General features: G+C 64.5%; 19 protein-coding genes and 1 tRNA gene. 7 read left to right on the top strand and 13 right to left on the bottom strand.

The features are described from left to right. The first annotated feature begins 157 nt into the window (after positions 1 to 157). The 3 genes from FAZ79_RS05730 (at position 158) to FAZ79_RS05740 (ending at position 2,980) form a co-directional block, all read left to right on the top strand. The gene (locus tag FAZ79_RS05730) at positions 158 to 1,390 is read left to right on the top strand and encodes an O-antigen ligase family protein (RefSeq protein WP_169303607.1); all 1,233 of its coding nucleotides are present in this window, start codon (positions 158 to 160) and stop codon (positions 1,388 to 1,390) included. 236 nt (positions 1,391 to 1,626) lie between these two features. Continuing rightward, on the top strand, positions 1,627 to 2,076 hold the full coding sequence (locus tag FAZ79_RS05735; protein WP_247709506.1) for a transposase: 450 nt from the start codon (positions 1,627 to 1,629) through the stop codon (positions 2,074 to 2,076). Positions 2,077 to 2,371: 295 nt separating this feature from the next. Beyond that, positions 2,372 to 2,980 (top strand): superoxide dismutase, encoded by a 609-nt coding sequence (locus FAZ79_RS05740; protein WP_136867020.1) that lies wholly within the window; start codon positions 2,372 to 2,374, stop codon positions 2,978 to 2,980. 13 nt (positions 2,981 to 2,993) lie between these two features. Here FAZ79_RS05740 and FAZ79_RS11685 read toward each other — a convergent pair whose 3' ends face one another. Together FAZ79_RS11685 and FAZ79_RS05750 are read right to left on the bottom strand one after the other, a co-directional pair. Beyond that, positions 2,994 to 3,521 carry a hypothetical protein gene (locus FAZ79_RS11685; protein WP_247709507.1) on the bottom strand — a complete coding sequence of 176 codons (528 nt, stop codon included), beginning with the start codon at positions 3,519 to 3,521 and terminating at the stop codon, positions 2,994 to 2,996. 399 nt (positions 3,522 to 3,920) lie between these two features. Then, positions 3,921 to 5,315, bottom strand: a complete 1,395-nt coding sequence (locus FAZ79_RS05750) for an outer membrane protein transport protein (protein ID WP_136867022.1) — start codon at positions 5,313 to 5,315, stop codon at positions 3,921 to 3,923. A 718-nt stretch (positions 5,316 to 6,033) separates the two neighbouring features. Between FAZ79_RS05750 and FAZ79_RS05755 the strand changes: the two genes are divergently transcribed. Next, positions 6,034 to 6,900: a fumarylacetoacetate hydrolase family protein gene (locus tag FAZ79_RS05755; RefSeq protein ID WP_136867023.1), complete on the top strand. Its 867-nt coding sequence runs from the start codon at positions 6,034 to 6,036 to the stop codon at positions 6,898 to 6,900. A gap of 135 nt (positions 6,901 to 7,035) precedes the next feature. Here FAZ79_RS05755 and FAZ79_RS05760 read toward each other — a convergent pair whose 3' ends face one another. Together FAZ79_RS05760 and FAZ79_RS05765 are read right to left on the bottom strand one after the other, a co-directional pair. Beyond that, on the bottom strand, positions 7,036 to 8,439 hold the full coding sequence (locus FAZ79_RS05760; protein WP_211238801.1) for an MBL fold metallo-hydrolase: 1,404 nt from the start codon (positions 8,437 to 8,439) through the stop codon (positions 7,036 to 7,038). A 156-nt stretch (positions 8,440 to 8,595) separates the two neighbouring features. Continuing rightward, a tRNA-Leu gene (locus FAZ79_RS05765) sits at positions 8,596 to 8,682 on the bottom strand. A 123-nt stretch (positions 8,683 to 8,805) separates the two neighbouring features. On the opposite strand from FAZ79_RS05765, the gene FAZ79_RS05770 reads away from it, so the two are divergent. Next, positions 8,806 to 9,141, top strand: coding sequence for a DUF3301 domain-containing protein (locus tag FAZ79_RS05770; RefSeq protein ID WP_136867024.1), 336 nt, complete (start codon positions 8,806 to 8,808; stop codon positions 9,139 to 9,141). A 2-nt stretch (positions 9,142 to 9,143) separates the two neighbouring features. Next, positions 9,144 to 9,485 carry a DUF3024 domain-containing protein gene (locus FAZ79_RS05775; protein ID WP_136867025.1) on the top strand — a complete coding sequence of 114 codons (342 nt, stop codon included), beginning with the start codon at positions 9,144 to 9,146 and terminating at the stop codon, positions 9,483 to 9,485. Positions 9,486 to 9,658: 173 nt separating this feature from the next. Here FAZ79_RS05775 and FAZ79_RS05780 read toward each other — a convergent pair whose 3' ends face one another. The 5 genes from FAZ79_RS05780 to FAZ79_RS05800 all read right to left on the bottom strand — a co-directional run bounded on the left by FAZ79_RS05780 (position 9,659) and on the right by FAZ79_RS05800 (position 16,713). After that, a complete protein-coding gene (locus tag FAZ79_RS05780) occupies positions 9,659 to 11,392 on the bottom strand; it encodes a DEAD/DEAH box helicase (RefSeq protein ID WP_136867026.1) in 1,734 nt (577 codons plus the stop codon). A 408-nt stretch (positions 11,393 to 11,800) separates the two neighbouring features. Beyond that, entirely contained in the window at positions 11,801 to 12,154 is a 354-nt protein-coding gene (grxD, locus tag FAZ79_RS05785) for a Grx4 family monothiol glutaredoxin (RefSeq protein WP_136867027.1), read from the bottom strand. Between the two features lie 227 nt (positions 12,155 to 12,381). Then, a complete protein-coding gene (locus tag FAZ79_RS05790; protein ID WP_136867028.1) occupies positions 12,382 to 13,983 on the bottom strand; it encodes a diguanylate cyclase in 1,602 nt (533 codons plus the stop codon). 170 nt (positions 13,984 to 14,153) lie between these two features. Next, positions 14,154 to 15,920: an N-acetylglutaminylglutamine amidotransferase gene (locus FAZ79_RS05795; RefSeq protein WP_136867029.1), complete on the bottom strand. Its 1,767-nt coding sequence runs from the start codon at positions 15,918 to 15,920 to the stop codon at positions 14,154 to 14,156. Between the two features lie 61 nt (positions 15,921 to 15,981). Further along, entirely contained in the window at positions 15,982 to 16,713 is a 732-nt protein-coding gene (locus tag FAZ79_RS05800) for a SprT family zinc-dependent metalloprotease (RefSeq protein ID WP_136867030.1), read from the bottom strand. A gap of 96 nt (positions 16,714 to 16,809) precedes the next feature. On the opposite strand from FAZ79_RS05800, the gene FAZ79_RS05805 reads away from it, so the two are divergent. Further along, positions 16,810 to 17,259, top strand: coding sequence for a TerB family tellurite resistance protein (locus FAZ79_RS05805; protein WP_136867031.1), 450 nt, complete (start codon positions 16,810 to 16,812; stop codon positions 17,257 to 17,259). 76 nt (positions 17,260 to 17,335) lie between these two features. Here FAZ79_RS05805 and FAZ79_RS05810 read toward each other — a convergent pair whose 3' ends face one another. The 4 genes from FAZ79_RS05810 to guaA all read right to left on the bottom strand — a co-directional run bounded on the left by FAZ79_RS05810 (position 17,336) and on the right by guaA (position 23,844). Next, complete coding sequence (locus tag FAZ79_RS05810) at positions 17,336 to 19,255, bottom strand: methyl-accepting chemotaxis protein (protein WP_136867032.1); 1,920 nt, start codon at positions 19,253 to 19,255, stop codon at positions 17,336 to 17,338. Between the two features lie 261 nt (positions 19,256 to 19,516). Then, positions 19,517 to 21,403, bottom strand: a complete 1,887-nt coding sequence (locus FAZ79_RS05815) for an ATP-binding cassette domain-containing protein (RefSeq protein ID WP_136867033.1) — start codon at positions 21,401 to 21,403, stop codon at positions 19,517 to 19,519. Positions 21,404 to 21,491: 88 nt separating this feature from the next. After that, entirely contained in the window at positions 21,492 to 21,947 is a 456-nt protein-coding gene (gene tadA / locus FAZ79_RS05820; protein ID WP_136867034.1) for a tRNA adenosine(34) deaminase TadA, read from the bottom strand. Between the two features lie 295 nt (positions 21,948 to 22,242). Next, entirely contained in the window at positions 22,243 to 23,844 is a 1,602-nt protein-coding gene (gene guaA, locus FAZ79_RS05825; RefSeq protein WP_136867035.1) for a glutamine-hydrolyzing GMP synthase, read from the bottom strand. Positions 23,845 to 23,873 lie beyond the last annotated feature (29 nt).

Here is a 23,873-nt window from a genome sequence, read left to right on the forward strand (position 1 = left end):
AGTCATCCGAGCATGTCGCGCCTTTCAGGTGTTCCTGCGGGGATCTTGCACCAACGTGGGCGATGCCGGCCGTTTCACGAACTTTTCGGTTACGGGCCGGCTGGCGACCCTTCAAGCGATAGAATCCCGCCTTTTGCGACGGAATCGATTTACCCACATGTCATCTCTCTCTCACGTATTGGCCCGTTGGGATCGCCTCACGCTGACGATCGTTGGTCTGACCATCCTTACCTTCCTGGTCTTCCCCTTCGGCCGGTCGGCCAATGCGCCGTTGGCGATTCTGGCGCTGGTCGGGTTGTGGCTGTTGGCCACGCGTTGGCGCGAGGTTTGGGCGCAACCGGTGACGCGCTGGTTGCTGATCCTGGTGGCGGCCCTGTGGATTCCGCAATGGTTCGCCCTGCCCGGGGCGGTGAACTTCGAGCGGGCGTGGAGTGATGCGATCTATTACCCGTTGTTCGGGGTTGCGGCATTACCGGTTGTCTGGGCGGCGCTGCGGCATGACGTGTTGCCGGTGATTCTCTATTCGCTGCTGGCGATTGTGTTTGTCTGGGCGGTGGACGGCTTGTGGCAATTTGCCACTGGTACGAATGTTCTTGGCTATCCCTACCCCCGGCCACGTTTGTCTGGCCTGTTCGGCGAGAACCTGACGATGGGCGTGGTGATCGCGCACTTGCTGCCCTTGTTGCTCGAGGCGACCCGGCGGCTCATACAGCGCTGCGTGGCATGGGGGCTGGTCATCCTGCCCATCCTGGCGGTGATCATGCTGTCGGGTTCGCGATCGGCGATGTTGCTGATGCTGTTCGGACTGGTGCTCTACGGCGCGCTGGTGTTGTTGTTCTCCCGTCCGCGGTGGTATTGGATTGTCGGCGCAATCGCGGTGGTGTTTGTTGGGATGGCCGGCACCCTGGCGCTTTCCCCCGAGACGCGTGACCGCGTCGAGCGGGTGGGCAAGATTTTCGAGATGGACCGGGAGAGCTTCAACCAGGCGACGTCCAAGCGTGGCGATGTCTGGCTTTCCGGTTGGGAAGTGGCCAAGGATGATCCGTGGTTGGGCGTGGGCGTGCGCGGCTACGAGTTGGCGGCGGTGGAGCGGGGCTATACCGATCGTCCTTACATGCATCTGCACTTCTTCGCTCTCGATGTGCAGGTGAGCACGGGGCTGGTGGGGCTGCTCGCGTACCTGAGCGCCTATTTCGCCTTCCTGGTCGTGCTGTGGCGTGCCGGCGGGAATATGGCGGCCGGCGTTGGTGTGGTGGCCGTCGGGCTGGCCTTGCTGCCGATCAACACCCATTTCGGCTTCTACGCCTCCTACACGCTCGCGATCATCTGGCCGATCATCGGGTTGGCAGCCGCGCTGGTCGTAAGCCAATCAGTTGGAGAGAAGGCGTAGGAGCGCCTTCAGGCGCGAAATAGTCGGGTGGCAATGGGTTGGTTTCGCGGCTAAAGGCGCTCCTGCGGGGCGAGGCGGCGTTGTAGGAGCGCCTTTAGGCGCGAAATCACCCTGTTTCAGACCGGAGGTGTCTCGGCTGAAGCCGCTCCTACAATGTAGATGCGGCGGGTTCGGGGGTGTAAGCCAAGGATGGATTCGTTTCGCGGACATTCTGTTTTAGAACGAAGGAGGCAAGGATGCCTATTGACCAGATGCGCCATGGATGGCGTTTGCGTCATGGTCGTGTATCGATACCGGATCAGGTGTATTCGGTGACCCTCGTTACCCGTGGTCGTTGGCCGGGGCTGGCGGATCTATCGGTGGCGCGGCGAGTGATCGGTAGTTTACGTGAGATGGATGAAACGGGTCATTCGGAGACGTTGGCCTTTTGCCTGATGCCCGATCATCTGCACTGGTTGTTTCGACTAAGACACCGCGATGGCCTGTCTGGTGTGGTTGGACAGTTCAAGGGACGCAGCGCACGACGCATCCCGCTGTTGCGCTGGCAGCGGGGCTTCCACGATCATGCGGCTCGCGATGACGTGGACCTGCGGCGACTGGCTCGTTACATTGTTTCAAATCCCGTTCGTGCGGGTTTGGTCTGCCGGGTTGGTGATTATCCGTATTGGGACGCAGTTTGGTTGTGATTGGCCAGATCCGCCGTAGGAGCGCCTTCAGGCGCGAAATGCCCAGGAAACAAGGGTTGCGGTTTCGCGGCTGAAGCCGCTCCTACGCTGTGTTGGTGTTGCGTGTAGGAGCGCCTTCAGGCGCGAAAATCGGACAGCTGCCGCCGTGTTCACCAATCACCCACCGCCGAGCTCGGCTTTTCGGGCCGCTTTCCTCGCACCGAGGCCTTGGCCTGCTATCCTTCTCACACCTTTCGGTTCTCCGGCAATGAGCCGGGGGCATCCTTGTTTGAGCAACCAAGAAGGAGATCTTGATATGGCTTTTCAACTGCCTGATCTGCCGTATGGCTACGGTGACCTGGAGAAGTCCATCGACGCGCAGACGATGGAGCTGCACCACACCAAGCACCACAACACCTACGTCACCAAGCTGAACGACGCCATCAAGGACTCCGAGTGGGACGAGAAGTCCATCGACGAGATCATGGCGAACATCTCCAAGCTGCCGACCGCGGTACGCAACAACGGTGGCGGTCACTACAACCACGACCTGTTCTGGAAGCTGATGTCGCCGAACGGCGGTGGCAAGCCGAGCGGTGCGTTGGCCGATGACATCGCCTCGACCTTCGGCTCGTTCGACGACTTCGTCGAGAAGTTCAACAACGCCGCGCTGACCCGTTTCGGTTCCGGTTGGGCTTGGCTGATTGTCGACGGCAACGGCAAGCTGCAGGTCACCTCGACCCCGAACCAGGACAACCCGGTGATGGACATCGCCGAGGTGAAGGGCAGCCCGATCCTCGGCCTGGACGTGTGGGAGCACGCCTACTACCTGCGTTACCAGAACCGCCGTCCGGATTACGTCAACGCGTTCTGGGACGTGGTGAACTGGGACGAAGTGGTCAAGCGTTACAACGCGGCGAAGTAATCACCCGTTCGAGTCATTGAATTTGATGTAAAGCCGGGTCTTCGCCCGGCTTTTTTTCGTGATACCAATTAGGTTCTTCTGCGTAGCGGAGAAACGAATGAAGCCAGGTGACCTGGATCAAGTCTTGGTCTTGTGTATAAGTCTGCCCGAGGCGGTGGAGCGCCGGGCCTTGATGAAACGAGCGCTGGAACGGCTTCCGCTGGTGAGTGAGATGGTCGACGCGATCCGGGGTGTTGATCTCGATGCCCGATTGGCAATTGAGCAGGGGTATCGTCCCGGTTTGGTGCCTGGCGCCGGTGAATTGACCAGGAACGAGATCGCTTGCGTTTTGAGTCACCGCAAGGCACTGAAACGATTTATCGAGTCGGACAGGCGGTGGGGTGTCATTTTGGAAGATGACGCCGAGCTGGATGAAGCCTTTTCCGAAGTGCTCAGGGACGCGATTCGCGTCGCTGCATGTTTCGATTTGCTCAAGCTGGAAAACCGAACGAGGAAAGTATCGGGAGTGGTGGGCAGCGTCGGTGCCGGATATTCGCTGCACGTTCCGGCTCGTCCCGGTTTGGGGGCAACCGGGTTTTTGTATTCTCGAGCGGGCGCGAGCAAGGTGCTCCGATCACTCGAAACGTTCTCGGTAGGCTACGACACGCATCTTGGTCGATTGTGGCGTAACGGAGTTCGCATGCTGCAGGTATGGCCACCGATTGTCACGGAGAGAGCAGGGATGAGGTCCACCATTGGGCACGAGCGGAGTGACGGCCGAGTCGGTCGCAAGGAGATTCGGCGCCGTTGGGACCGCTTGATTTCCTCGCTCGGCCGGCGGGTTTTCCATACGTGGCTTTTTGTCGTGTGCCGTCGGTGTTTGTCTCGAATCGCAAAACGACGGCACTAAAAAAGCCGCCCGGTTGGGCGGCCTGTGTGGCGATCGGGTTCTACGCGTTGCTTAGAACTTGTAGGTGTAACCCACGGTCGCCTCGTACTGCTTCATCTTGATCTGCAGATCCTGCGACACGCCCGGCATACCGTTCTGTGCAGCCAGGTCGCTGAGGAACTGGTTCTCGCCCTTCACGTCGACTTCCGGTGCGTACATGAACGAACCGTGGATCTCGTGGTTCGAACCCATGGCGTAAGAGAAGCCCACGGTGTAGTGGTTCTCGACGACGCCCGGGGCAATGGTGTTGAACAGCGCGTCTTCGGAGCTGATCGGGTTGTCGCCATGGTTCCAGCCGGCACGAAGCTGCAGCTTCGGAGTGGCCTGCCATTGAACGCCAAGCTTGATCACGTCGACGTCATCCCAGCCGAAGCCGGCACCATCGGAACCACCCAGGCAGTTCGGGCCGGCAGCACCGGTGCTCATCCAGCTACCGAGACACTGGTTCAGGTAGGCAGTGGACGGATTGGAGATCGCCTTCACATCGCTGTATTCGATGCGCTGGTAGTCGGCGGTGACCGTAATGTCATCGGTCAGATCCGCGGCGAGGCCAACGGTCCAGGTGGCCGGGATGTCGAAGTCGCCACCCTCGGCGAACAGGCCCGAGTACTTGTCGAACTCGTCCATCTCGATCTTGGACTGATAGCTGGCGGCGAGACTGATGCGGTCGGTGGCCTTGAAGGTAACACCGAGTTTGCCGCCATAGCCCCAGGCGGAATCATGGCCTTGGCCGGTCATGTTTTGCGGAGCGACCGAGAACGGCGGCAGACCGGTAGCCTGAGCGACCGGACCGGTGCCGTTGAAGTTGGCCAGACCCTTGGCGCTGAAGGATTGGCGGGCGATGACTGCGCTGACACCTACCGACAGGCGATCGTCCATCAATTCACGGGCGTAGGTCGGGGTGATGAAGAGCTGCTTGAGGTCTACGCCAGCCTCGCCGTCACCGTACGGGCCGTCAGCGGGTACGCCCGGGAAGCCAAGGTAGTTGCCGGAGTCGGCCGGATAGTCGGTGTTCATGCCGCCGCTGCCATACATGGCCAGGCCGACCGAATCGCGCTCCGTCAGGGCGTAGGTGAACGCCAAGCCCGGGATGAAGAAGCCTTCACGATCACTGTCACCGGAACCAGAAACGCTGCCCATCGGGTTGGTGGTGGTGTAGTCGTAACCCCGAATCGGCTTGAAGTAAGCGAGTTCACCGGTGATTTGATTGTCCACGTCGGTGATGCCGGCCGGGTTCGTGGCGATGATCATGGCGCTGTTGTTGGCGAATGCCACGCCGCTGCCGCCCATGCCTTTGCTCTTCACACCGAAGCCGTGCGAGAAGTAGCCGTTGGTGGCCTGTGCGGTGCCGGTCGCCAGTACGGCGCCGGTTACGGCTGCTGCCAGTAGGGTCCTTTTGAAGGTCATTCCTCTTTCCTCTCCTGTCGTCAATTCCATTGCCTGAAATTGTTGTTATCAAATCCTTGTCGCCGACATCACTGTCGGCATGCAGAGCACGTTGATCGGGTCCGGCTTTCCTTGCCGATGTTGTCCTTGAGGCCGTCTGCAGCGACCCGCCCGGATCAGTGACGGGAGTCAACGTATCAGAAATCGGTAATTTGCCCATTCAAAAACATTAAGTGTTGATTAAATTTTCCTACCGATTCTTATGAGGCGGGTTTCTAATATTAGGGAGAGCTGATATGCCTAGCGGGGTGCTTTCACCTAACTTCATGAAAACCCGGCGTTGTCCACCATTTGTCGTCATTGTCGGTATGCGGTGGGCAGGTGATTTTTGATCTTCAAGGATGGGGCGGCAAGGAACTTGAGGTGTTGTTTTTAGGACTTAGAGTTGGGTTAAGAGCGTTGTTATTCGACTTCCGGCATCGATGTCACCGTTGGTCGGCATCATCGTTGTCGTTCGTAATTCCCTGCTTTGGTTCGGGTTATTCCGTTGGCGCTTCGTGGGTGTGGGCGTGGACAGTACAAGCTGAACGTAAAGCGCGCGGCATGATCGTGACCCGTTTGGCTGCGTTTGTACTACCCACTTTGTCCGTGACGCGCGCCGGGTCGCCGATTTGGGCGCATTGCTCGGCGCATTCCGCTACGGTTGAAGGTGAAGACCTGTGCCATGCGAGGAGGGGCGATGAAGTTACTGACGTATTCGTTGGATGGATCTACCCGAGTGGGTGTCTGGCTCGATAGCGCATCGATCGTGGAGTTGTCGGCTGTTGCCGACGCGTTTCCTGGTTCGATGCTGGGGTTGATCCGGGAATGGGATGCCTGGCGGGATCGCCTGCCCGAGATGATCGAGCGAGCCCCGCGGCGCGCGTTGACGGACGTGCGTATCGAGGCGCCGATCGCCAACCCGCCGCGCGACATTCTGTGTGTGGGGAAGAACTACGCCGATCACGTCAACGAGGTGAAGGCCCTGGGTTACGGGTCGATCCCGAGCCATCCAATCGTCTTCTCGAAGGCAACGACCACCATCAATCGCCCCGATGGCTTGGTCGATATTTCGGCCGACCCGACGGAAACCACCGACTACGAGGGCGAACTGGCGGTCATCATCGGCAAGGGCGGTCGCTATATCGACGAGCGCGATGCCCGAGATCACGTGTTCGGCTACACCCTGATCAATGATGTCTCCTCGCGTGACCTTCAGGGGCGTCACGTGCAGTGGTTCCTGGGCAAGAGCATCGATGGGTATGCGCCCATGGGGCCGGTGGTCGTGACCGAGGAGTCGGCCGGGAATGTCCGCGACTGGCGCCTGCAGACGCGGGTGAACGGTGAGCTGCGACAGGATGCGTCGATTGGCCAGATGATCTTCTCGGTGCCAGAGATCATCGCGACCATTTCCCGATACGTGACCCTGATGCCCGGCGACATCATTGCCACCGGCACGCCCTCAGGTGTCGGCGCGGGGCACGAGCCGCCGGTCTACCTCAAGCCTGGTGACGAGGTGGTGGTCAGTTGCGATGCGATCGGGGAGTTGCGGTCGCGGTTTGTTTGATTCGCGGCCAGCGGTAGTTCGGTATTGCTTGGTTTCGCGCCTGAAGGCGCTCCTACGGTGGACGAGCGGGTAGGAGCGCCTTCAGGCGCGAAATGCTTTCCGATGGACCGTACGCACTCACGCGCCGGGGTTGGCTCAAAGATCGATGAACTCCCCCTGTTCCGGCATCAGCACCCTCGTGCCGTGCAGTGCCTCGGCAAACGACTCCATCGCTTTTTCTTCACCGTGGACCAGGATGGTGCGGTCGGGCTTGATCGCGCCGTGCCAGGCGAGTAGCTCGTCTCGGTCGGCGTGCGCGGAGAAGCCGTTGATGGTGTAGATGTGGGCGTTGACGGGGATGTCGTCGCCGAACAGGCGCACCTGGGGCTTCTTGTCTTCCTGCTTGCTGCTGTCGATGATGCGGCGGGCGAGGGTGCCGGGTGCCGCGAAGCCGACGAAGATCACGCTCGCCTCGCGCTTCCAGAGGTTGTGGCGCAGGTGGTGGCGCACGCGCCCGCCAGTGCACATGCCGGAGCCTGCCATGATTACCGCGCCGCCGGACAGCCGGTTGAGTGCCATCGAGTCGGCCGTCTCGCGGGTGAAATGGACCCCCGGGAGCCAGAACGGATCGATGTCCCTCTCGAAAAGCGCCCGCGCCTCCTCGTCGTAGCAGTCCGGGTGATGCCGGAAGATCTCGGTGGCGGAAATGGCCATCGGCGAGTCGAGGAATACCTGCAGGGTTCTCGGCAGGGCGCCGGACTCGACGCCTTCCCGTAGGTGGTAGAGCAGTTCCTGGGCGCGTTCGAGCGCGAAGGTGGGGATGATGACATTGCCGCCACGGGCCATGGCCTCGTTGATTGCCGCGTAGAACTCCTCGATCGACGGGGCCAGTGGCTTGTGGTCGCGGTCGCCGTAGGTGGTCTCCATGACCACGGTTTCCGCCCGGGGTGGCACGTGGGGGTCGCGCAGCATCGGTCGGTCGCTGCTGCCGATGTCGCCGGAAAAGATGATCGCCTTTTCCTGCTCGCCGTCGCGGTAGGTCAGGCGGATACTGGCTGAACCTAGGATATGCCCGGCGTCATAGAAGGTGGCGGTCACGCCGGGGGATAGCTCCAGTCGCTGTTCGTAGCGTGCCCGGCGACCGAACAGGTCCATCGCGTTGAGCGCATCGAGCTCGCCGTACAGGGGCGCATCGGCCCTCTTACCGCGTCGCTTGGCCTTGCGGGCGTTGCGTTCCGCCTCTTCCTCCTGCAGGTGGGCGGCATCGAGCAGGATGACGCGGGCGAGCTCGCGCGTGGCCGGCGTGGCGATGATCTCGCCGGTGAAGCCGCGCTTGACCAGCAACGGGATGCGCCCGCAGTGGTCGAGGTGCGCATGGGTCAGGAGCAGGAGGTCGATCTCGCGTGGGTCGAAGCCGAACTCCGCGGCGTTCTCCTCGTCGATCTCCCGGCCGCCCTGGAAGAGTCCGCAATCGACCAGCACCTTGAGCCCGTCGAGTTCGAGTAGATGACAGGAGCCGGTGACGCCCCGGTTCGCTCCGTGAAAGGACAGTCGCATCATGTGAGTTCTCCCTTGCCGCCGAATTGGCACTCGTCCTTATTCAAGCATGACCCGGCGGCGAGCGCGCGAAAGAAAGCAAAACCGGGGGTAATGGAGGCGTGCCGAAAACGAAAAAGGCGACACCCGTGGATGTCGCCCAAATCGTCAGATCGTTTCTGGTGCCGAGGGTCGGACTCGAACCGACACGGTATCTCTACCGGCGGATTTTGAATCCGCTGCGTCTACCAATTCCGCCACCCCGGCAAGGCAGCGAAAGGTAGCGCAACTGTGGTACAAAGGCAAGCCGTCGGGCGGCGTGCCAGCGCCGCTCGCGAGCCGTGAGCACCCGTTTTCGGCGTGACGAATCGAGAAAGGACGACAGACCTGATGTGGACCCTGGGTGACGTATTCATTTTGATCCTGGTGCTGGCGGCCGTTGGCCTCTGGGTGCAGCACGATCGCTTTCGCCGTCGGGCGTTGTCGCTGGCCCGGCAGGCGACCGACAAGGCCGACGTGCAGTTGCTTGACCAGAGCGTGAGCCTGCGTCGCGTGGGGCTGGGTCGGGACGATCGCGGTTGGCCGCTGATCACGCGTCGTTTCGGTTTCGATTTCTCCCGCAGCGGGTTCGACCGGTACCGGGGGCACGTGGACTTTCGCGGCCAGCACGTCAGCGAGGTGGAACTCGACTTGGGCGATCCGCACTGGCGTCACGAAAAGAACTGAGTATGGCCCTGAGTGAACTGGATCAACGCCGCATCGAGAAGCAGGTCGGCGAGTTCGTCGAGGCGCGTCGTCCGCCGGCGGACATTCGCCCGCAGATCGACATCGGCTACCGGCTGGACAACCAGGCCGTCGAGTTGTTCGAGCGGCGCCGGTCGATGCGCGGGCATCGGATCGAGGAGGAGTTCGCCCGGCTGGTCTACGTGAAGTCGCGTGACGTCTGGAAGCTGTACTGGAAGCGTGCCGATTTGCGATGGCAGCGGTACACCCCGTTTCCGGAGTCGACGCGGCTGGACGTGCTGCTCCAGGAAATCGACGAGGATCCCAACGCCTGTTTTTTCGGCTGAGGCGTGAGCTTTCCGCGTCAGTAGGAGCGCCTTGAGGCGCGAAATGCTGAGGTGAAATCCACTCTGGTTTCGCGGCTAAAGCCGCTCCTACGGTTCTTCCGGATGAATCGTGACGACCGAGACGCAAAATGGCCGCCCCGAGGGCGGCCATTTTTTATCGATGGTCGAATGGTTTATCGACGGTCGAAATTACGACGCGGCGGGCGTCCCTTGCCGGGGTGACCACCCGGGCCACCCGGACGCGGCCGGCGACGCGGTCGGCCAGCAGGTGCCGGGCCGATCGCCTGCAGGCCGAGCTTGATGCCGAACAGGTGGATGTTGCTCATCTGCTGGACCAGGCGGTCGGGCATGCCGGCGGGCAGGTCGACGAAGCTGTGATCCGGCTCGATCTCGATCGCGCCGATCTGCTTGCCGTTGATGCCACCCTCGTTGGTCAACGCGCCGACGATGTTGCCCGGCGTGACGCCGTGCTCGCGACCGACGTTGATGCGGTAACGGATCTTGTCGGAATCGTCGCGCGGGCCGCGGTCGCCACGGTCCTGCATGGCCGGCGGCGGAGCCATTTCCTTGATCTGCTCGGCGAGGACCGGACGGTCCTTCTGCAGCAGGAAGGCCAGCGCGGCAGCCACCTCGGCCATCTCGATGTCGTGCTCGTTCTGGTAGTCGTTGAGCATCTCGACGAACGGGGTCAGGTCCTCGGCTTCACGCACCGCGGTGATCTGGTCCTTGAGCTGCGCACTGCGCTTGCTGGCGATGTCGGTCGCGCTCGGCAGGCGCATCTGCTCGATCGGCTGGCGCGTGGCGCGCTCGATCGCCTTGAGCATGCGCTTCTCGCGCGGGGTGACGAACAGGATCGCCTCGCCCGAGCGCCCGGCGCGGCCGGTCCGGCCGATGCGGTGGACGTAGGCCTCGGTGTCGTAGGGGATGTCGTAATTGATGACGTGACTGATGCGCGGCACGTCGAGGCCCCGTGCGGCCACGTCGGTGGCCACGACCAGGTCGATCTGGCCGTTCTTGAGCTTCTCGATGGTCTTCTCGCGCTCGGCCTGGCCCATCTCGCCGGAGAGGGCGGCGGCGCTGTAGCCACGGGCGGCCAGACGCTCGGCGAGCTCGTTGGTGGCCTGGCGGGTGCGCACGAAGATGATGCCGGCATCGAAGTCCTCGACCTCGAGGATGCGGGTCAGCGCGTCGGGCTTGTGCATGCCCGAGACCGGCCAGAAGCGCTGGCGGATCGCCGAGACGGTGCTGGTGGTCGCCTTGATCTTGATTTCCAGCGGATCACGCAGGTGGCGCTGGGCGATACGACGGATCGGCTCGGGCATGGTGGCCGAGAACAGCGCCACCTGGCGCTCCGGCGGCACCTCGCCGAGGATCGCGTCGACGTCGTCGATAAAGCCCATGCGCAGCATCTCGTCGGCCTCGTCGAGGACGACCATGCGGATCTGGTCGAAGCGCAGCGTGCCGCGACGCAGGTGATCCTGGATGCGGCCCGGGGTACCCACGACCACGTGTACGCCACGGTCGAGCAGCTTGCGCTGCTGGAACATCGCCTGGCCGCCGTAGATCGGCGCGATGTGGAAGTCGGGCATGTGACGGGCGTAGTTGGCCATCGCCTCGGCGACCTGGATGGCCAGCTCGCGGGTCGGGGCCAGTACCAGCATCTGCGGGGCACGGATCGAGGTGTCGATGCGGCTCAACAGCGGCAGCGAGAACGCGGCGGTCTTGCCGGTGCCGGTCTGGGCCATGCCGATCAGGTCACGGCCTTCCAACAACGGCGGGATGCTCTGTGCCTGGATCGGGGAGGGGGTTTCGTAGCCGACGTCTTCGATGGCTTGCTGGATGGCAGAGTTCAAATCGAGATCGGCAAAGCGGACCGAGGGTTGCTCGGCAGCAGGGGAATCGGACATGGATTTCTCAACAACAGGCGGCGGGGTGCCGCGGGGACAGGCGACGGGCGCGGGGCCCTGACAACGCAAACACCTAGTAGAACAGGCATTTTGAAGGCGGGCTCGTGGCTCGGCGGAAATTCAGGAGGCGGAGTATAGCGGTAACGAGCGGTTTTGTCGCGGAGCACCTCGAAAAACCTATTGCGCCACCCGATTGCGGCGTCGCGTGCTCACTCGCTCCTCGTCTATCCCGATGATATGTCTCGTCGCTCGTTCCGCGGCTCCTTGCACTCGGGCGGCTCATCACGGTTTTTCGAGGTGCCCGTGACTTTTCGTGCGGTGGTCGAGGTGACGGGCCGGTACAAACACGAAGGGCGCGAGCCGGTTGCCCGGTCTCGCGCCCCTGGATGGCTCGAGGAGCGTGAGTGATTACTCGCCCTGGTCCTCGTCGGCCTTTGCCTGCTCGGCCTTGGCGACCGCCTCCTCGAACAGCGGCTTCAATTCGCCGCGCTCGTACATCTCGATGGTGATGTCCGCGCCGCCGATCAGCTCGCCGTTGACGTAGACCTGCGGGAAGGTCGGCCAGTCCTGGTAGCTCGGCAGGGCCTGCATGATTTCCGGGTCGGCCATGACGTTGACGTAGCCGAACGGCACGCCGCAGCCCTTCATCGCCTCGGCGGTGCGGCTGGAAAAGCCGCAGGTCGGGAATTGCGGGGTGCCCTTCATGAAGATCAGGATCGGGTTTTCTTTGACGAACTGGTCGATGCGCTCAAGAGCATCCATGGTGATGGTCTCCCGTTGAAATCGGTGTTGGCGTGGGCCTCGCGACCGGCGAGCGCCCCAGATGGTTTTATATGGGACCAAATTCGTACCGATTTGGCAAGGGCGGGGGTGCAGGCATGTGGTGGAATGCGCCGGGGTGAGTCGGCCTGACGGTCGACGTTGGACTGAAGTCCAACCTACGGGACGGTGTGCTGGTTGGTGCCGATGATCGCGGGGGTAGGAAGAGATCAGTCTTCGTAGTGGCGCGCCATCACCTGGTTGCGACCGGCCTGCTTGGCGCTGTAGAGGGCCCCGTCGGCGGCGCTGATGATTTCCTGCGGGGTGATGTGTTCGGGATAACCCGCCACCCCGGCGCTGAACTGGCAGTGGATGGTGTCGCCGGCCTCGGTCGTGACGGCGATCTCCGCGAACTGCTCGCGCAGTCGGTCGATCAGTTCCACGGCGGCATCGATCTCGGTGGCCGGCAGGACCACCATGAATTCCTCGCCGCCGTAGCGTCCCACCCCGTCGTACTTGCGCAGGCGGGTGTTGAGCAGGGTCGAGAGTCGACGGATCACGCGGTCGCCGCTGGGGTGGCCGTGGGTGTCGTTGATGTGCTTGAACTTGTCGATGTCGATCATGACCACCGACAGCGGTTGTTCCTGGCGGATGGCGCGGTCGAGCTCGCTGTCGACCAGCGAGGTGATCGCGCGGTGGTTCAACAATCCGGTGAGCGAGTCGGTGCGCCGTTCGGCACGCGCCTGGCGATAGCGCTGCGCCCGGTAGCGCACCATGCGGATCAGATCGTCGCCGGCGATGGACTTGTTGAGGAAATCGTCGCCGCCCTTGAGCTTGGCCTCGAGCCGGTGCTGGTCGCGCTCCTCGGTGGACATGAACAGGATGGGTACGTCCGAGAGCTGCGGGTGCTCGCGGAAGATGCGGGCGAGGTCCACGCCGTCCATCTCTGGCATGTAGAGATCGAGCAGGATCACGTCGGGTTGCTCGGCGATGGCGGTGTCGAATGCGGCCTGGGGGCGGGTCTCGAACAGGAGCCGCACGTTGGCACGCGCGAACTGCTTGCGCCAGTACATGCCCGCGGTGGCCATGTCGTCGACCAGCAGCACGGTGATCTGCTCGTCGTCGCACTCGTAGGCGCGCGCGCCGGTGAGCAGGGTGTTGAGACGCGCGGAGTCGATCGGGTAGGTAATCACGTGGTCGATGCCGGCACGCACGGCGGCCGCACGAATGGCGAAGTCGTCGCGCTGACTGATCATCAGCGACTGGGCGCAGGCGGACATGCGCTTTTTCAGCTCGGCCAGCTGGGTGAATTCGCGCTCGTGATCGGCCGTGTCCCGTGCGAGGTAGATCAGCAGCCCGGTGTGCTCGAGCAACGCCGGATCCGGGTTCTCCAGGTGGATCGGGTGGGCGCCGAAGCCGCTGCGTCGCAGCGAGTCTTCCAGCAACTCCGGCAGCTCGGTGCTGCCCGTGTAGAGGGCGATGGCCTCGGGGGTGTCGTCCTGGGTTTTCTGCAGGTGCTGGACCAGGCGGTCGAAGTAGCGAATCAGACGATTGAGGCGGGACAGGTCCGCCGAGCCCTGCGCGTGTTCGCGGTCGATTTCCTGGTCGATGCGGTTGAGCACGCCCAGCAGGACGCGGAGCTTCTCTTGACGCGCGCGCTGGATCAGGCAGCGGACCTGGTTCTGCAGGTCGGCCAGCCGGGTGGCCCGTCGGGCGGTGGGGTCGTCGACGGTGGCGCGCAGCGAGGCGGCCGCCATGGGCCAGCCGCGCGGCCCCGTGTCCCAGTCGGGCAGGTCGATCGGCTCGGGCTCGGTCACGGCGTCGTCAGGCATGGGGCTCGGTCCATTGAGTCAGTGGGGCTGATTCAGTTCAGCGTTTCCTGATATTGACTCTAACGCAATCCAACGGCGGTCTGTACCGCCGTGATTTGATTGCCCATAAAGCTGGATAGTGAGGCAATCGATTGGCGTAAAGGTTCCCTGAGTCTCCCTTTAACCCGTGCCTAAATCCCCTGTTCCTGCAGCCAGAGTTCGAAGACCGCGAGATGCCAGATCTTCGCCCCCTGCAGGCGGGTGAAATGGCGGTCGGGCTCGGCGAGCAGCTTCTCGACGTAGGCCGGCTCGAACAGGCCGCGGGCGCGTGCGGTGTCCGAGGTGAGGATCTCGCGCATGAACTCGAGGAACGGGCCGCGCACGAACTTCAGTGCCGGGACCGGGAAGTAGCCCTTGGGGCGGTCGATCACCGCATCCGGGATCCGCCCGCGGGCGATGCGCTTGAGGATGCCCTTGCCGCCCTGGGCGAGCTTGTATTCGGCCGGCACGCGCATGGCCGCCTCGACCAGGCCGGTGTCGAGGAAGGGTACGCGCGCCTCCAGCCCCCAGGCCATGGTCATGTTGTCGACCCGCTTGACCGGGTCGTCGACGATAAGCGTGCTGGCATCGAAACCCAGCACGCGGTTGGCGAACGAGCCGCGGCCGGCGCCGGCCAGTCCCTGCTTCACCAACTCGCTGGTGGCATCCGGGCCGCGGAAGCGCTGGGTGACCATCGCCATCAGCTCCTCGTGGCTGCGGTCGAAGTAGTACGGCGCGAAGCGCTCGAGGTCCGAGCCTTCCGTTTCCGCCATCTTCGGGTACCAGAAATAGCCCCCGAAGACCTCGTCGGCACCCTGGCCGGAGAGCACCACCTTCACCTCGCGGGCGACCTGTTCGGAGAGCAGGTAGAAGGCGACCGCGTCCTGACCGAACATCGGTTCGTTCATCTCGCGCACCGCCTCGGGCAGGCGGGTGAGCACCTGCTCGTTGGGCACGTGGAAGCGGAAGTGTTCGGTCTGGTAGCGCTCGGCGACCGGGTCGGCGTACTCGAACTCGCTGCCTTTCTCTTCCGGCTGGTCCTCGAAGCCGATGGTGAAGGTCTTCGGGGTGACGCCCGCCTCGTGGGCCAGCGCGACGATCAGCGAGGAATCCAGACCGCCGGAGAGCAGTACGCCGACCGGTACGTCACTGATGGTCAGGCGCTTTCGCACCGCATCCAGCAGACGCTCGTGGATGAGATCGGGCCACTCGTCGGCCGGGACGTCGTGGTCCTCGGCGGTATCGATGGCCCAGTAGCGGTTCAGCGTCCGGTTGCCGTTGCGATCGACGCGCATCCAGTGGCCGGGCGGCAGCTTGTTCACGCCGCGGAAGATGGTGCGCGGCGCCGGGACGACCGCGTGCAGGGTGAACTGGTGGTGCAGGGCGGTGGGATCGAAATCGGTGTCGACGTTGCCCGCGGCCAGCAGGGCCGGGATGCTCGAGGCAAAGCGCAGCGGGCCGTCACCGACGGTGTGGTAGAGCGGCTTGATGCCCTGACGGTCGCGGAACAAGAACAGCGATTCGTCGCGCATGTCCCAGATCGCGAAGGCGAACATGCCGTCGAGGCGCGAGACGCCGTCCGGGCCCCACTCGCGGAAGGCGGCAAGGATCACCTCGGTGTCGCCGGTGGAGGCGAAACGATGCCCGAGCGACTGCAGTTCCTCGCGCAGTTGCGGGTGGTTGTAGATGGTGCCGTTGAAGACGATCGCCAACCCACGCTCGCGATCGATCATCGGCTGGTGGCCGTGGAAGGACAGATCCAGGATCGACAGGCGCCGGTGACCGAAGGCCAGCGGCCCGTCGGAGAAGCTGCCCTCGTGGTCCGGCCCCCGCCGTTCCAGTCGGCTCATCATCCGCCGTACCGCGGTCAGGTTGCCGTCACGTCCGCCGGTTTCCAGCCATCCGCAAATGCCACACATCGTTTCGCTCGCCTGTCGTCTGATCGTTGTCGGGATCGAGAGTCTAGCGCACGGCACCGGCCTACAGGCCGATGATGCCGTACTCGGTCAGGGTGGACTCCCAGCGGCGCCAGTCCGGGTAGGCGTCATCCATCACGCCGTAGAATCGGGCGTTGTGGCCGCGCTCGATCAGGTGCGCCAGTTCGTGGACGATCACCAGGTCGATCGCCTCGACCGGCAGGCGCACCAGCTCGAGGTTGAGCCAGATACGCCGCGCCTGGATGTTGCAGGTGCCCCAGCGCGATCGCATGCGCCGGATGCGGGTCTCGGGCCGGGGCAGCGCCATGTGGTCGGCCCAGACGGGGACGCGGTGGTCGAGTACGCCCTTGAATTCCCGTCGGCAGTGCTCGCGCAGCAACGCCTGCGCCTGCTCGACCCCGGCGCTGCGGACATGGATGGTGCCGGGCTCCCGCCGAACGCGCCCCCGCGGTGTCGAGTCGTCTTGCCAGACAAGCGCGTGTTCCTCGCCGAACAGGTGGAGTCGATCCGGGAGTTGGCCCTGGGTGATGACGGGCGGTCGACTGGCCAGCTTGCGGCGCTGTTCCTCGATCCAGCCGGCCCGGCTGGTGACAAAGGCTCGCACCGCGCGGTCGCTGACCCGGCGGGGGGCGTTGACCCGCAGCGAACCGTCGGCCGGGTCGAGCCGCAGGTAGAGGTGTCGAATTGATTTCCGCTGCACCCGGACCTCGCCCAGTGGGTGGTCGAGTCGGCTGACGCGTGTCTGGGTGGTTCGTTTGGGGAGCAGGCGTTTCATTGGGGACGCAGTCTACCCGAGCGCGGCGAGCGGAACGGCAAGCGACTACGCTGGTCGCACGCGAATCCAGTTTCCCGCCAATGATCGAGGCCCCGGATGCTCAAGACACTGCAAGCGCTGTTCTTCCCCGACCAGCCCGCCACCGAGACCACTCGGGAGACCCGACTCGACGCGGCCGTGGCCATCCTGTTGATGGAGGTGGCGCGGGCGGACTTCGACGTCGCCGAGGACGAACTCGACGTGATTCGTCACACCCTGATCGACGATTTCGCCATGGCGCCGGACGCGGCGGAGGCTTTGGTGCGCCATGCCGCGGCCGAGGTGGACGATTCCACCGGGCTGTTTCCGTTCGTGCGCGTGCTCAACGAGCAACTTTCTCCGGATCAGAAGGGCCAGGTGATCGAGACCCTCTGGCGGGTCGCCTACGCCGATGCCGGCAAACACCACCTCGAGGAATCGATCATCCGTCAGATCGCCGATCTGCTCTACGTGCCGCACAGCCAGTTCATCCGCGCCCGGGTGCGGGCCGAGGAAGCCGCCGGCTGAGTCACGCCTTGCGCGAAATAGAAAAAGCCCCGCGACCGGCTGGTGCGAGGCTTTTCTGGTTCGGCGCTGTCGCCGGTCAGGTCTTGAACTGGTTGACCAGCGCCTGCAGCTGCGAGGCCAGTCGGGCCAGTTCGTGGCTGGCCGTCGAGGTCTGCTGGCCCCCTTCGGCCGTCTGCGAGGCCGCCTCGTTGATATTGGTGACGTTGCGATTGATCTCCTCGGCAACCTGACCCTGTTCCTCGGCGGCCGAGGCGATCTGATGGTTCATGTCGGTGATCGTCTCGATCGCGCGGGTGATGGTCACCAGCGACTGGCCGGCCTCGCGGGCCTGGTCGGCGGTCTTGCGCGCGTGCTCCTGGCTGCTCTGCATGGCGCCGACCGCCTGCTTGGAGCCGCCCTGGATGCTCTCGACCATCTCGCGGATCTCCTGGGTGGAGGCCTGGGTCTTGCTGGCGAGCGAACGGACCTCCTCGGCGACCACCGCAAAGCCACGGCCGTGTTCGCCGGCGCGGGCGGCCTCGATCGCGGCGTTGAGCGCAAGCAGGTTGGTCTGCTCGGCGATCTCGCGGATCACGTCGACCACGGTGCTGATCTTCTCGCTGGCGGTCTCGAGGTTGCCGATGATGGTACCGGCTTCCTCGATCTCGTCGGCCAGGGCGGCGACGTGGTTGATGGTCTCGTTGACCACGCGCTGACCGTCCTTGGCCTCCTCGTCGGCATTCTGCGCGGCATCGGCAGCGCCCGAGGCGTTCTGGGCGATGTCCTGGACCGTGCTGGTCATCTCGTTCATGGCCGAGGCGACCATCTCGGTCTCTTGGCGCTGCTTCTGCACGCCCTCGTTGGTGTCCGCGGTGATCTGCGAGAGTTCCTCGGCGGAGGCCGAGAGCTGGCCGGTCGAGTTCGCGACTTCGTGGATCGAGTCGCGCATCTTGCCGGCGAAGCGGTTGAACGCGGCCGACAGGTCAGCGATCTCGTCGCGACCGCTCTCGTCGAGGCGCTGAGTGAGATCGCCGTCACCCTTGGAGATATCGTCCATCGCCTGGACGGTCCGACGCAGCGGCCGTGTGATGCTACGAGTGATCAGGAAGCCGATCAGCGCGGCGATCGCGATCGCCACGGCCATCACCGAGATCACCTTGTTGCGGGCGGCGGCCTGGCGCTCGACGTACTCGCTGCGATCCATGCTCACGGCAAGCACGCCCACGGGGTTGCCCGAGAAGTCGGCGACGGTGTGGGCGTAGGTGACCGCCGGCGTCTCGCCGAGCATGTGTTCCCAGATGGTGGTGTCGCGCTGGGCGGTGCGTAGCTGTTCGGCATCGAGCGTGCCGGGCTGGTCGAGGGTCGAGCCGAAGGCCTCGAAGCCACCCGCGTCCGTCTCGAGGTACAGGCCGATGTCGACCCCGTAGCCGGCCTTGAACTTGTCGAAGAAGGGCTGGCCGAAGCTCATGCCGAATTCGACGCTGCCCTGGTGCTCGCCCTGGTAGCGGATCGGGGCGATGCCGCGCATGCCGAGACCGGCCACGCCACGCTCGAGCCCGCGCACGCCTTCGCTCTGGTTGTTGGTGGCCAGCACCGTCTTGCGGAAGCCGGACAGGTCGTCACCGAACTTCTCCGGCTTGTGGGCGCGGAAGAAGGAGGTCGCCGGCGGCAGGTGGAACTGGAACTGGCGCGCGCCGTAGTCGTCGCGCATCGGGGCGAAGACCGGCAGCGTCATCGCGCTGATCCGGTCGCGATCCTGCTCGGCCATGGCCTGCTCGATGTCCGGAATGCGCGAGACCGCCGTGGCCAGTGCCTCGGCCAGGCGCCCCTCGGCGGCGATCTCGGCCTGGGCGCTCTCGAACAGGCCGCGCAGTTCGCGTTGCTGGGCCTGCTTGATCGTGGCGGAGAACTCGGTGATCACCAGCGGGATGATCAGGGCGGCGATGAAGACGATGACCAGGGCAAAACCGAGGGCGAGTCGGGCACCGATGGTCAGATTCTTGAACAGGGCGGGCATGGCTGGCTCCGTGACGACGGCGTTAGGGCGGTGTCGATTTTTTCGAAAGACGGGTCCGTTCAATCGGCAGGTATCCCGTGTCCTTTAGCCCGAGCGTTTCGCTCGGGTAACAGTTCGCTGTCTATCCTTTTCAGCCGGTTGCCGCGTGCGTCCGTACCAGTAGCCCACTGGTGCGCAACCCTTGGAAGGGCGCGCACATTAGCGAATTCGAATACGAGAGTCCATTGCCCGGCTTTCCGTTAGCCGGTTAGGGAAGGGGCGTCAGTCGCCTTCGAGCTCCATCCAGCGCTCCAGGGCGGCCTCGAGTTCGCCCTCGAGTTCGGTTACCCGGGCCAGGGTCGCTTCGATTTCGGCCGCGTCGCCCTGATAGAAGGTCGGGTCGTTGATGGCGGTCTGCAACTCGGCCTGCTCGGATTCCAGCGCCTCGATGCGCGCGGGCAGGGCGTCGAGTTCGCGCTGGTCCTTGTAGGACAGCTTTTTCGGCTTCCTGGGTTTCCCGGCCACGGTCTTGTTCGCGGATGCGGGCTTGGGCGCGGGTTTGCCGGTGGGGGCGGGCTTGGCGGTTGCCTGCTCGTCGAGGTAGTCCTGGTAGCCGCCGATGACCTCCTCGATCTCGCCGTCGCCCTTGAACACCAGCAGGCTGGTGACGACGTTGTCGAGGAAGGCGCGGTCGTGGCTGACCAGCAGCAGGGTGCCTTGATAGTCGGCGAGCGCCTGCTCGAGTACCTCGAGCGTCTCCAGGTCCAGGTCGTTGGTGGGTTCGTCCAGGACCAGCAGGTTGGCCGGCTTGGCGAACAGCTTGGCCAGCAGCAGCCGGTTGCGCTCGCCGCCGGAGAGCAGCTCGACGCGCGTGCGCGCCCGTTCCGGGGTGAACAGGAACTGCTGCAGGTAGCCGATGCCGTGGACGTTGCTGTTGCCGACCTCGAGGCGGTCACCGCCGTCACAGAGGTTCTCGAGCGCGGTCCAGTCGTCGCGCAGCTGGGCCCGGTGCTGATCGAAATAGGCGATATCGAGCTGCGAGCCGCGCTTGATCTTGCCCGAGGTCGGTTCGATCTGGCCGAGCAGGAGCTTGATCAGGGTCGACTTGCCCGCGCCGTTCGGGCCGACCAGGCCCACCCGGTCGCCGCGCAGGATGGTGGTGGAAAGGTCCCGGATCACGGTCTTCTCGCCGAAGGTGACGTTGACGTGATCCGTCTCGGCGATGATCTTGCCGGAGGTCTTGCCCGAGCTGGCGGAGAGCTCGACCTTGCCGGCCTTCTCGCGCCGGGCGGCGCGTTCGGCGCGCAGTTTCTCCAGGTTGCGCACGCGGCCCTCGTTGCGGGTGCGTCGCGCCTTGATGCCCTGGCGGATCCAGACCTCTTCCTGGGCGAGCGTCTTGTCGAAGCGCGCGTTCTCCTGCGCCTCGGCGTTGGCGCGCTCCTCGACGCGGCGCAGGTAGTTGTCGTAGTCGCCCGGCCAGCTCGTCAGGTGGCCGCGATCGAGCTCGATGATGCCGTTGGCCAGGCGCTTAAGAAACGCGCGATCGTGGGTGATGAACACCACGGCACCGGTAAAGCGCCGCACCAGCTCCTCGAGCCATTCGATCCCGGCGATGTCCAGGTGGTTGGTGGGCTCGTCGAGCAGCAGCAGGTCCGGCTCGAGTACCAGGGCCTGGCCGAGCAGCACGCGCCGCCGCTCGCCGCCGGAGAGCCCGCGCACCGAGGCGTCGGGGTCCAGCCCGAGGCGGGTGATCACCTCGTCGATCTTCTGGCCGGCCATCCAGCCGTCGCGCGTCTCGAGTTCGTGCTGCAGGGTGGACAGGCGGTCGAGGGCGGCATCGCTGTCGGCGTTCTGCGCCAGCCGGTGGTACTCGGTGAGCACGTCGTGCAGGTCACCCAGGCCCTCGGCGATCACCGAGTAGACCGACTCGTCGGTGTCCAGGTGCGGGTCCTGCGGCAGGTAGGCCACCCTGGAGCCCGGCTCGAGGCGGATCTGGCCGTCGTCGGCGCGCTGGATACCCGCGAGCATCTTGAGAAAGGTGGACTTGCCTTCGCCGTTACGCCCGATCAGCGCGAGCTTCTCGCCGCGTTCGATGGTGAGGTTGGCGTGGTCCAGGAGCTTGCGGTCGCCGATGGCGAATTGCAGGTTGTCGACGGTCAGCAGGGGCATGGGTCAGGGGATCTGGTGGCAGGTGAGAGTAGGGAAGAGCGGCACATTGTACGCGGTTGCTTCGCGCCGTTATGGACGGATTCGTCGGTCAGCGGCGGTCGCGGAAGAACCCGGTGAGCAGGGCGGCGGCCTCGGCCTCGCAGGGGCCGGTGTCGATCACCGGGCGGAAGTGGTGCCAGTCGGCACGGTTGAGGTCGATGGCGCTACCGCAGGCGCCGGCACGCGGGTCGGGGGCCGCGTACACGATACGACTGATGCGCGCATGCGAGGCGGCGGCCAGGCACATCGGGCACGGCTCCAAGGTGACGTAGAGCGTGCAGTCGTCGAGCCGGTAGTTGCCCAGGAAAGCGCCCGCTTCGCGCATGGCCAGGACTTCGGCGTGCGCGCTGGGGTCGTGCAGGGCGACCGGCCGATTGTGGCCGCGGCCGATCACCCGGCCGCCGGCGTCGACCACCACCGCGCCGACCGGCACCTCGCCGGCCTCGATCGAGTGCCGGGCGAGGGCCAGGCACTCCTGCATGAAGCGGCGGTCGCGTCCGGTCATCGTTGTCCGAGTCGATTAGGGAAGGCCTGCACGAATCCGATACCGCCCTGCGTGCCTGGAGCCGGGCAGATGCAAGGCGTTCGTCCGCCGCGGAAGGGTGTTCCCGCATCCTCGGACGACAACGCAGCAGATGCCCGGCCCAAGGCTCGCCCGGCGGGGCTTGGCGAGTCGCCCGTGCCCCGCGTTGCAATGTCTTGACGTGGCCACCGGCACGCCGGCGACATCGCGCCTTGATCACGAACGACTCGCCAAGCCAGAGTGGCATCGGATTCGTGCAGGCCTTCCCTAGCGGGCGTCATTCCCACTCGATGGTGCCCGGCGGCTTGCCGGTGACGTCGTAGACGACCCGCGAGATGCCGCGCACCTCGTTGACGATGCGCAACGAGACCTTCTCCAGGAACTCGTAGGGCAGGCGGGCCCAGCGGGCGGTCATGAAGTCGATGGTTTCCACGGCGCGCAGGGCGACCACGTAGTCATAGCGGCGACCGTCACCCATCACGCCCACCGAGCGGACCGGCAGGAACACGGCGAAGGCCTGCGAGACCTGGTCGTACAGTCCCGCCTCGCGCAGCTCGTGGATGAAGATGGCATCGGCGCGGCGCAGCAGGTCGGCGTACTCGCGCTTGACCTCGCCGAGGATGCGCACGCCCAGGCCCGGCCCCGGGAAGGGATGGCGCATGATCATCTCGCTGGGCAGACCGAGCTCGAGGCCGATCTGACGGACCTCGTCCTTGAACAGCTCGCGCAGCGGCTCGACCAGGCCGAGCTTCATGTGCTCGGGCAGGCCACCGACGTTGTGGTGCGACTTGATCACGTGCGCCTTGCCGGTCTTGGAGCCGGCCGATTCGATCACGTCGGGGTAGATGGTGCCCTGGGCGAGCCACTGGGCGTTCTCGCGCTTGCCGGCCTCGGCATCGAAGATGTCGATGAAGGTGTTGCCGATGATCTTGCGCTTTTTCTCCGGGTCGGCCTCGCCGGCCAGCCGGGAGAGGAACTGGTCCTCGGCATCGACGCGGATCACGCGCACGCCCAGGTGCTCGGCGAAGGTGCGCATCACCTGGTCGCCTTCGCCCTCGCGCAGCAGGCCGTTGTCGACGAAGATGCAGGTCAGCTGGTCGCCGATGGCGCGGTGGAGCAGGGCGGCGACCACCGAGGAGTCCACGCCGCCGGACAGGCCGAGGATCACTTCCTCGTCACCCACCTTTTCCTGCACCTGCTCGATCATCGTCTCGATGATCGCCTCGGAGCGCCACAGCCCCTGCGTGTCGCAGATGTCGCGGACGAAGCGCTCGATGATGCGCGCGCCCTGGCGGGTGTGGGTGACCTCGGGATGGAACTGCACGCCGTAAAAGTGGCGCGACTCGTCGGCCATCCCGGCGATCGGCGCGTTGTCCGAGGAGGCCATCAGCTTGAAGCCCTCGGGCAGTTCGACCACGTGATCGCCATGGCTCATCCAGACGTCCAGCAGGCCGAATCCTTCCTCGGTGACCTCGTCCTCGATGTCCTTCAGTAGCGCGGTGTGGCCGCGCGCGCGCACCTTGGCGAAACCGAACTCCTGGTGGCTGGCGTTCTCCACCTTGCCGCCGAGTTGCGCGGCCATGGTCTGCATGCCGTAGCAGATTCCCAGCACCGGCACGTCCAGCGTGAAGACCATCTCGGGTGCGGCGGGCGCGTTCTGCGGGTCGATCACCGACTCCGGGCCACCGGAGAGGATGATGCCGGTGGGGTTGAAGTCACGGACGAAGGCGTTGTCAACATCCCAGGAGTGGATCTCGCAGTAGACGCGCGACTCGCGTACGCGCCGGGCGATCAACTGCGTGTACTGCGAGCCGAAATCCAGGATCAGGATGCGCTCGGCGTGGATATCGGGGTGCGGGATGGTCGAGGAAGCGGTCATCGTCAGGTCCGTGTTGTTCAGGCAAGGGC

The organism is Guyparkeria sp. SB14A, from assembly GCF_005096345.1.
Classification (GTDB): Bacteria; Pseudomonadota; Gammaproteobacteria; order Halothiobacillales; family Halothiobacillaceae; genus Guyparkeria; species Guyparkeria hydrothermalis.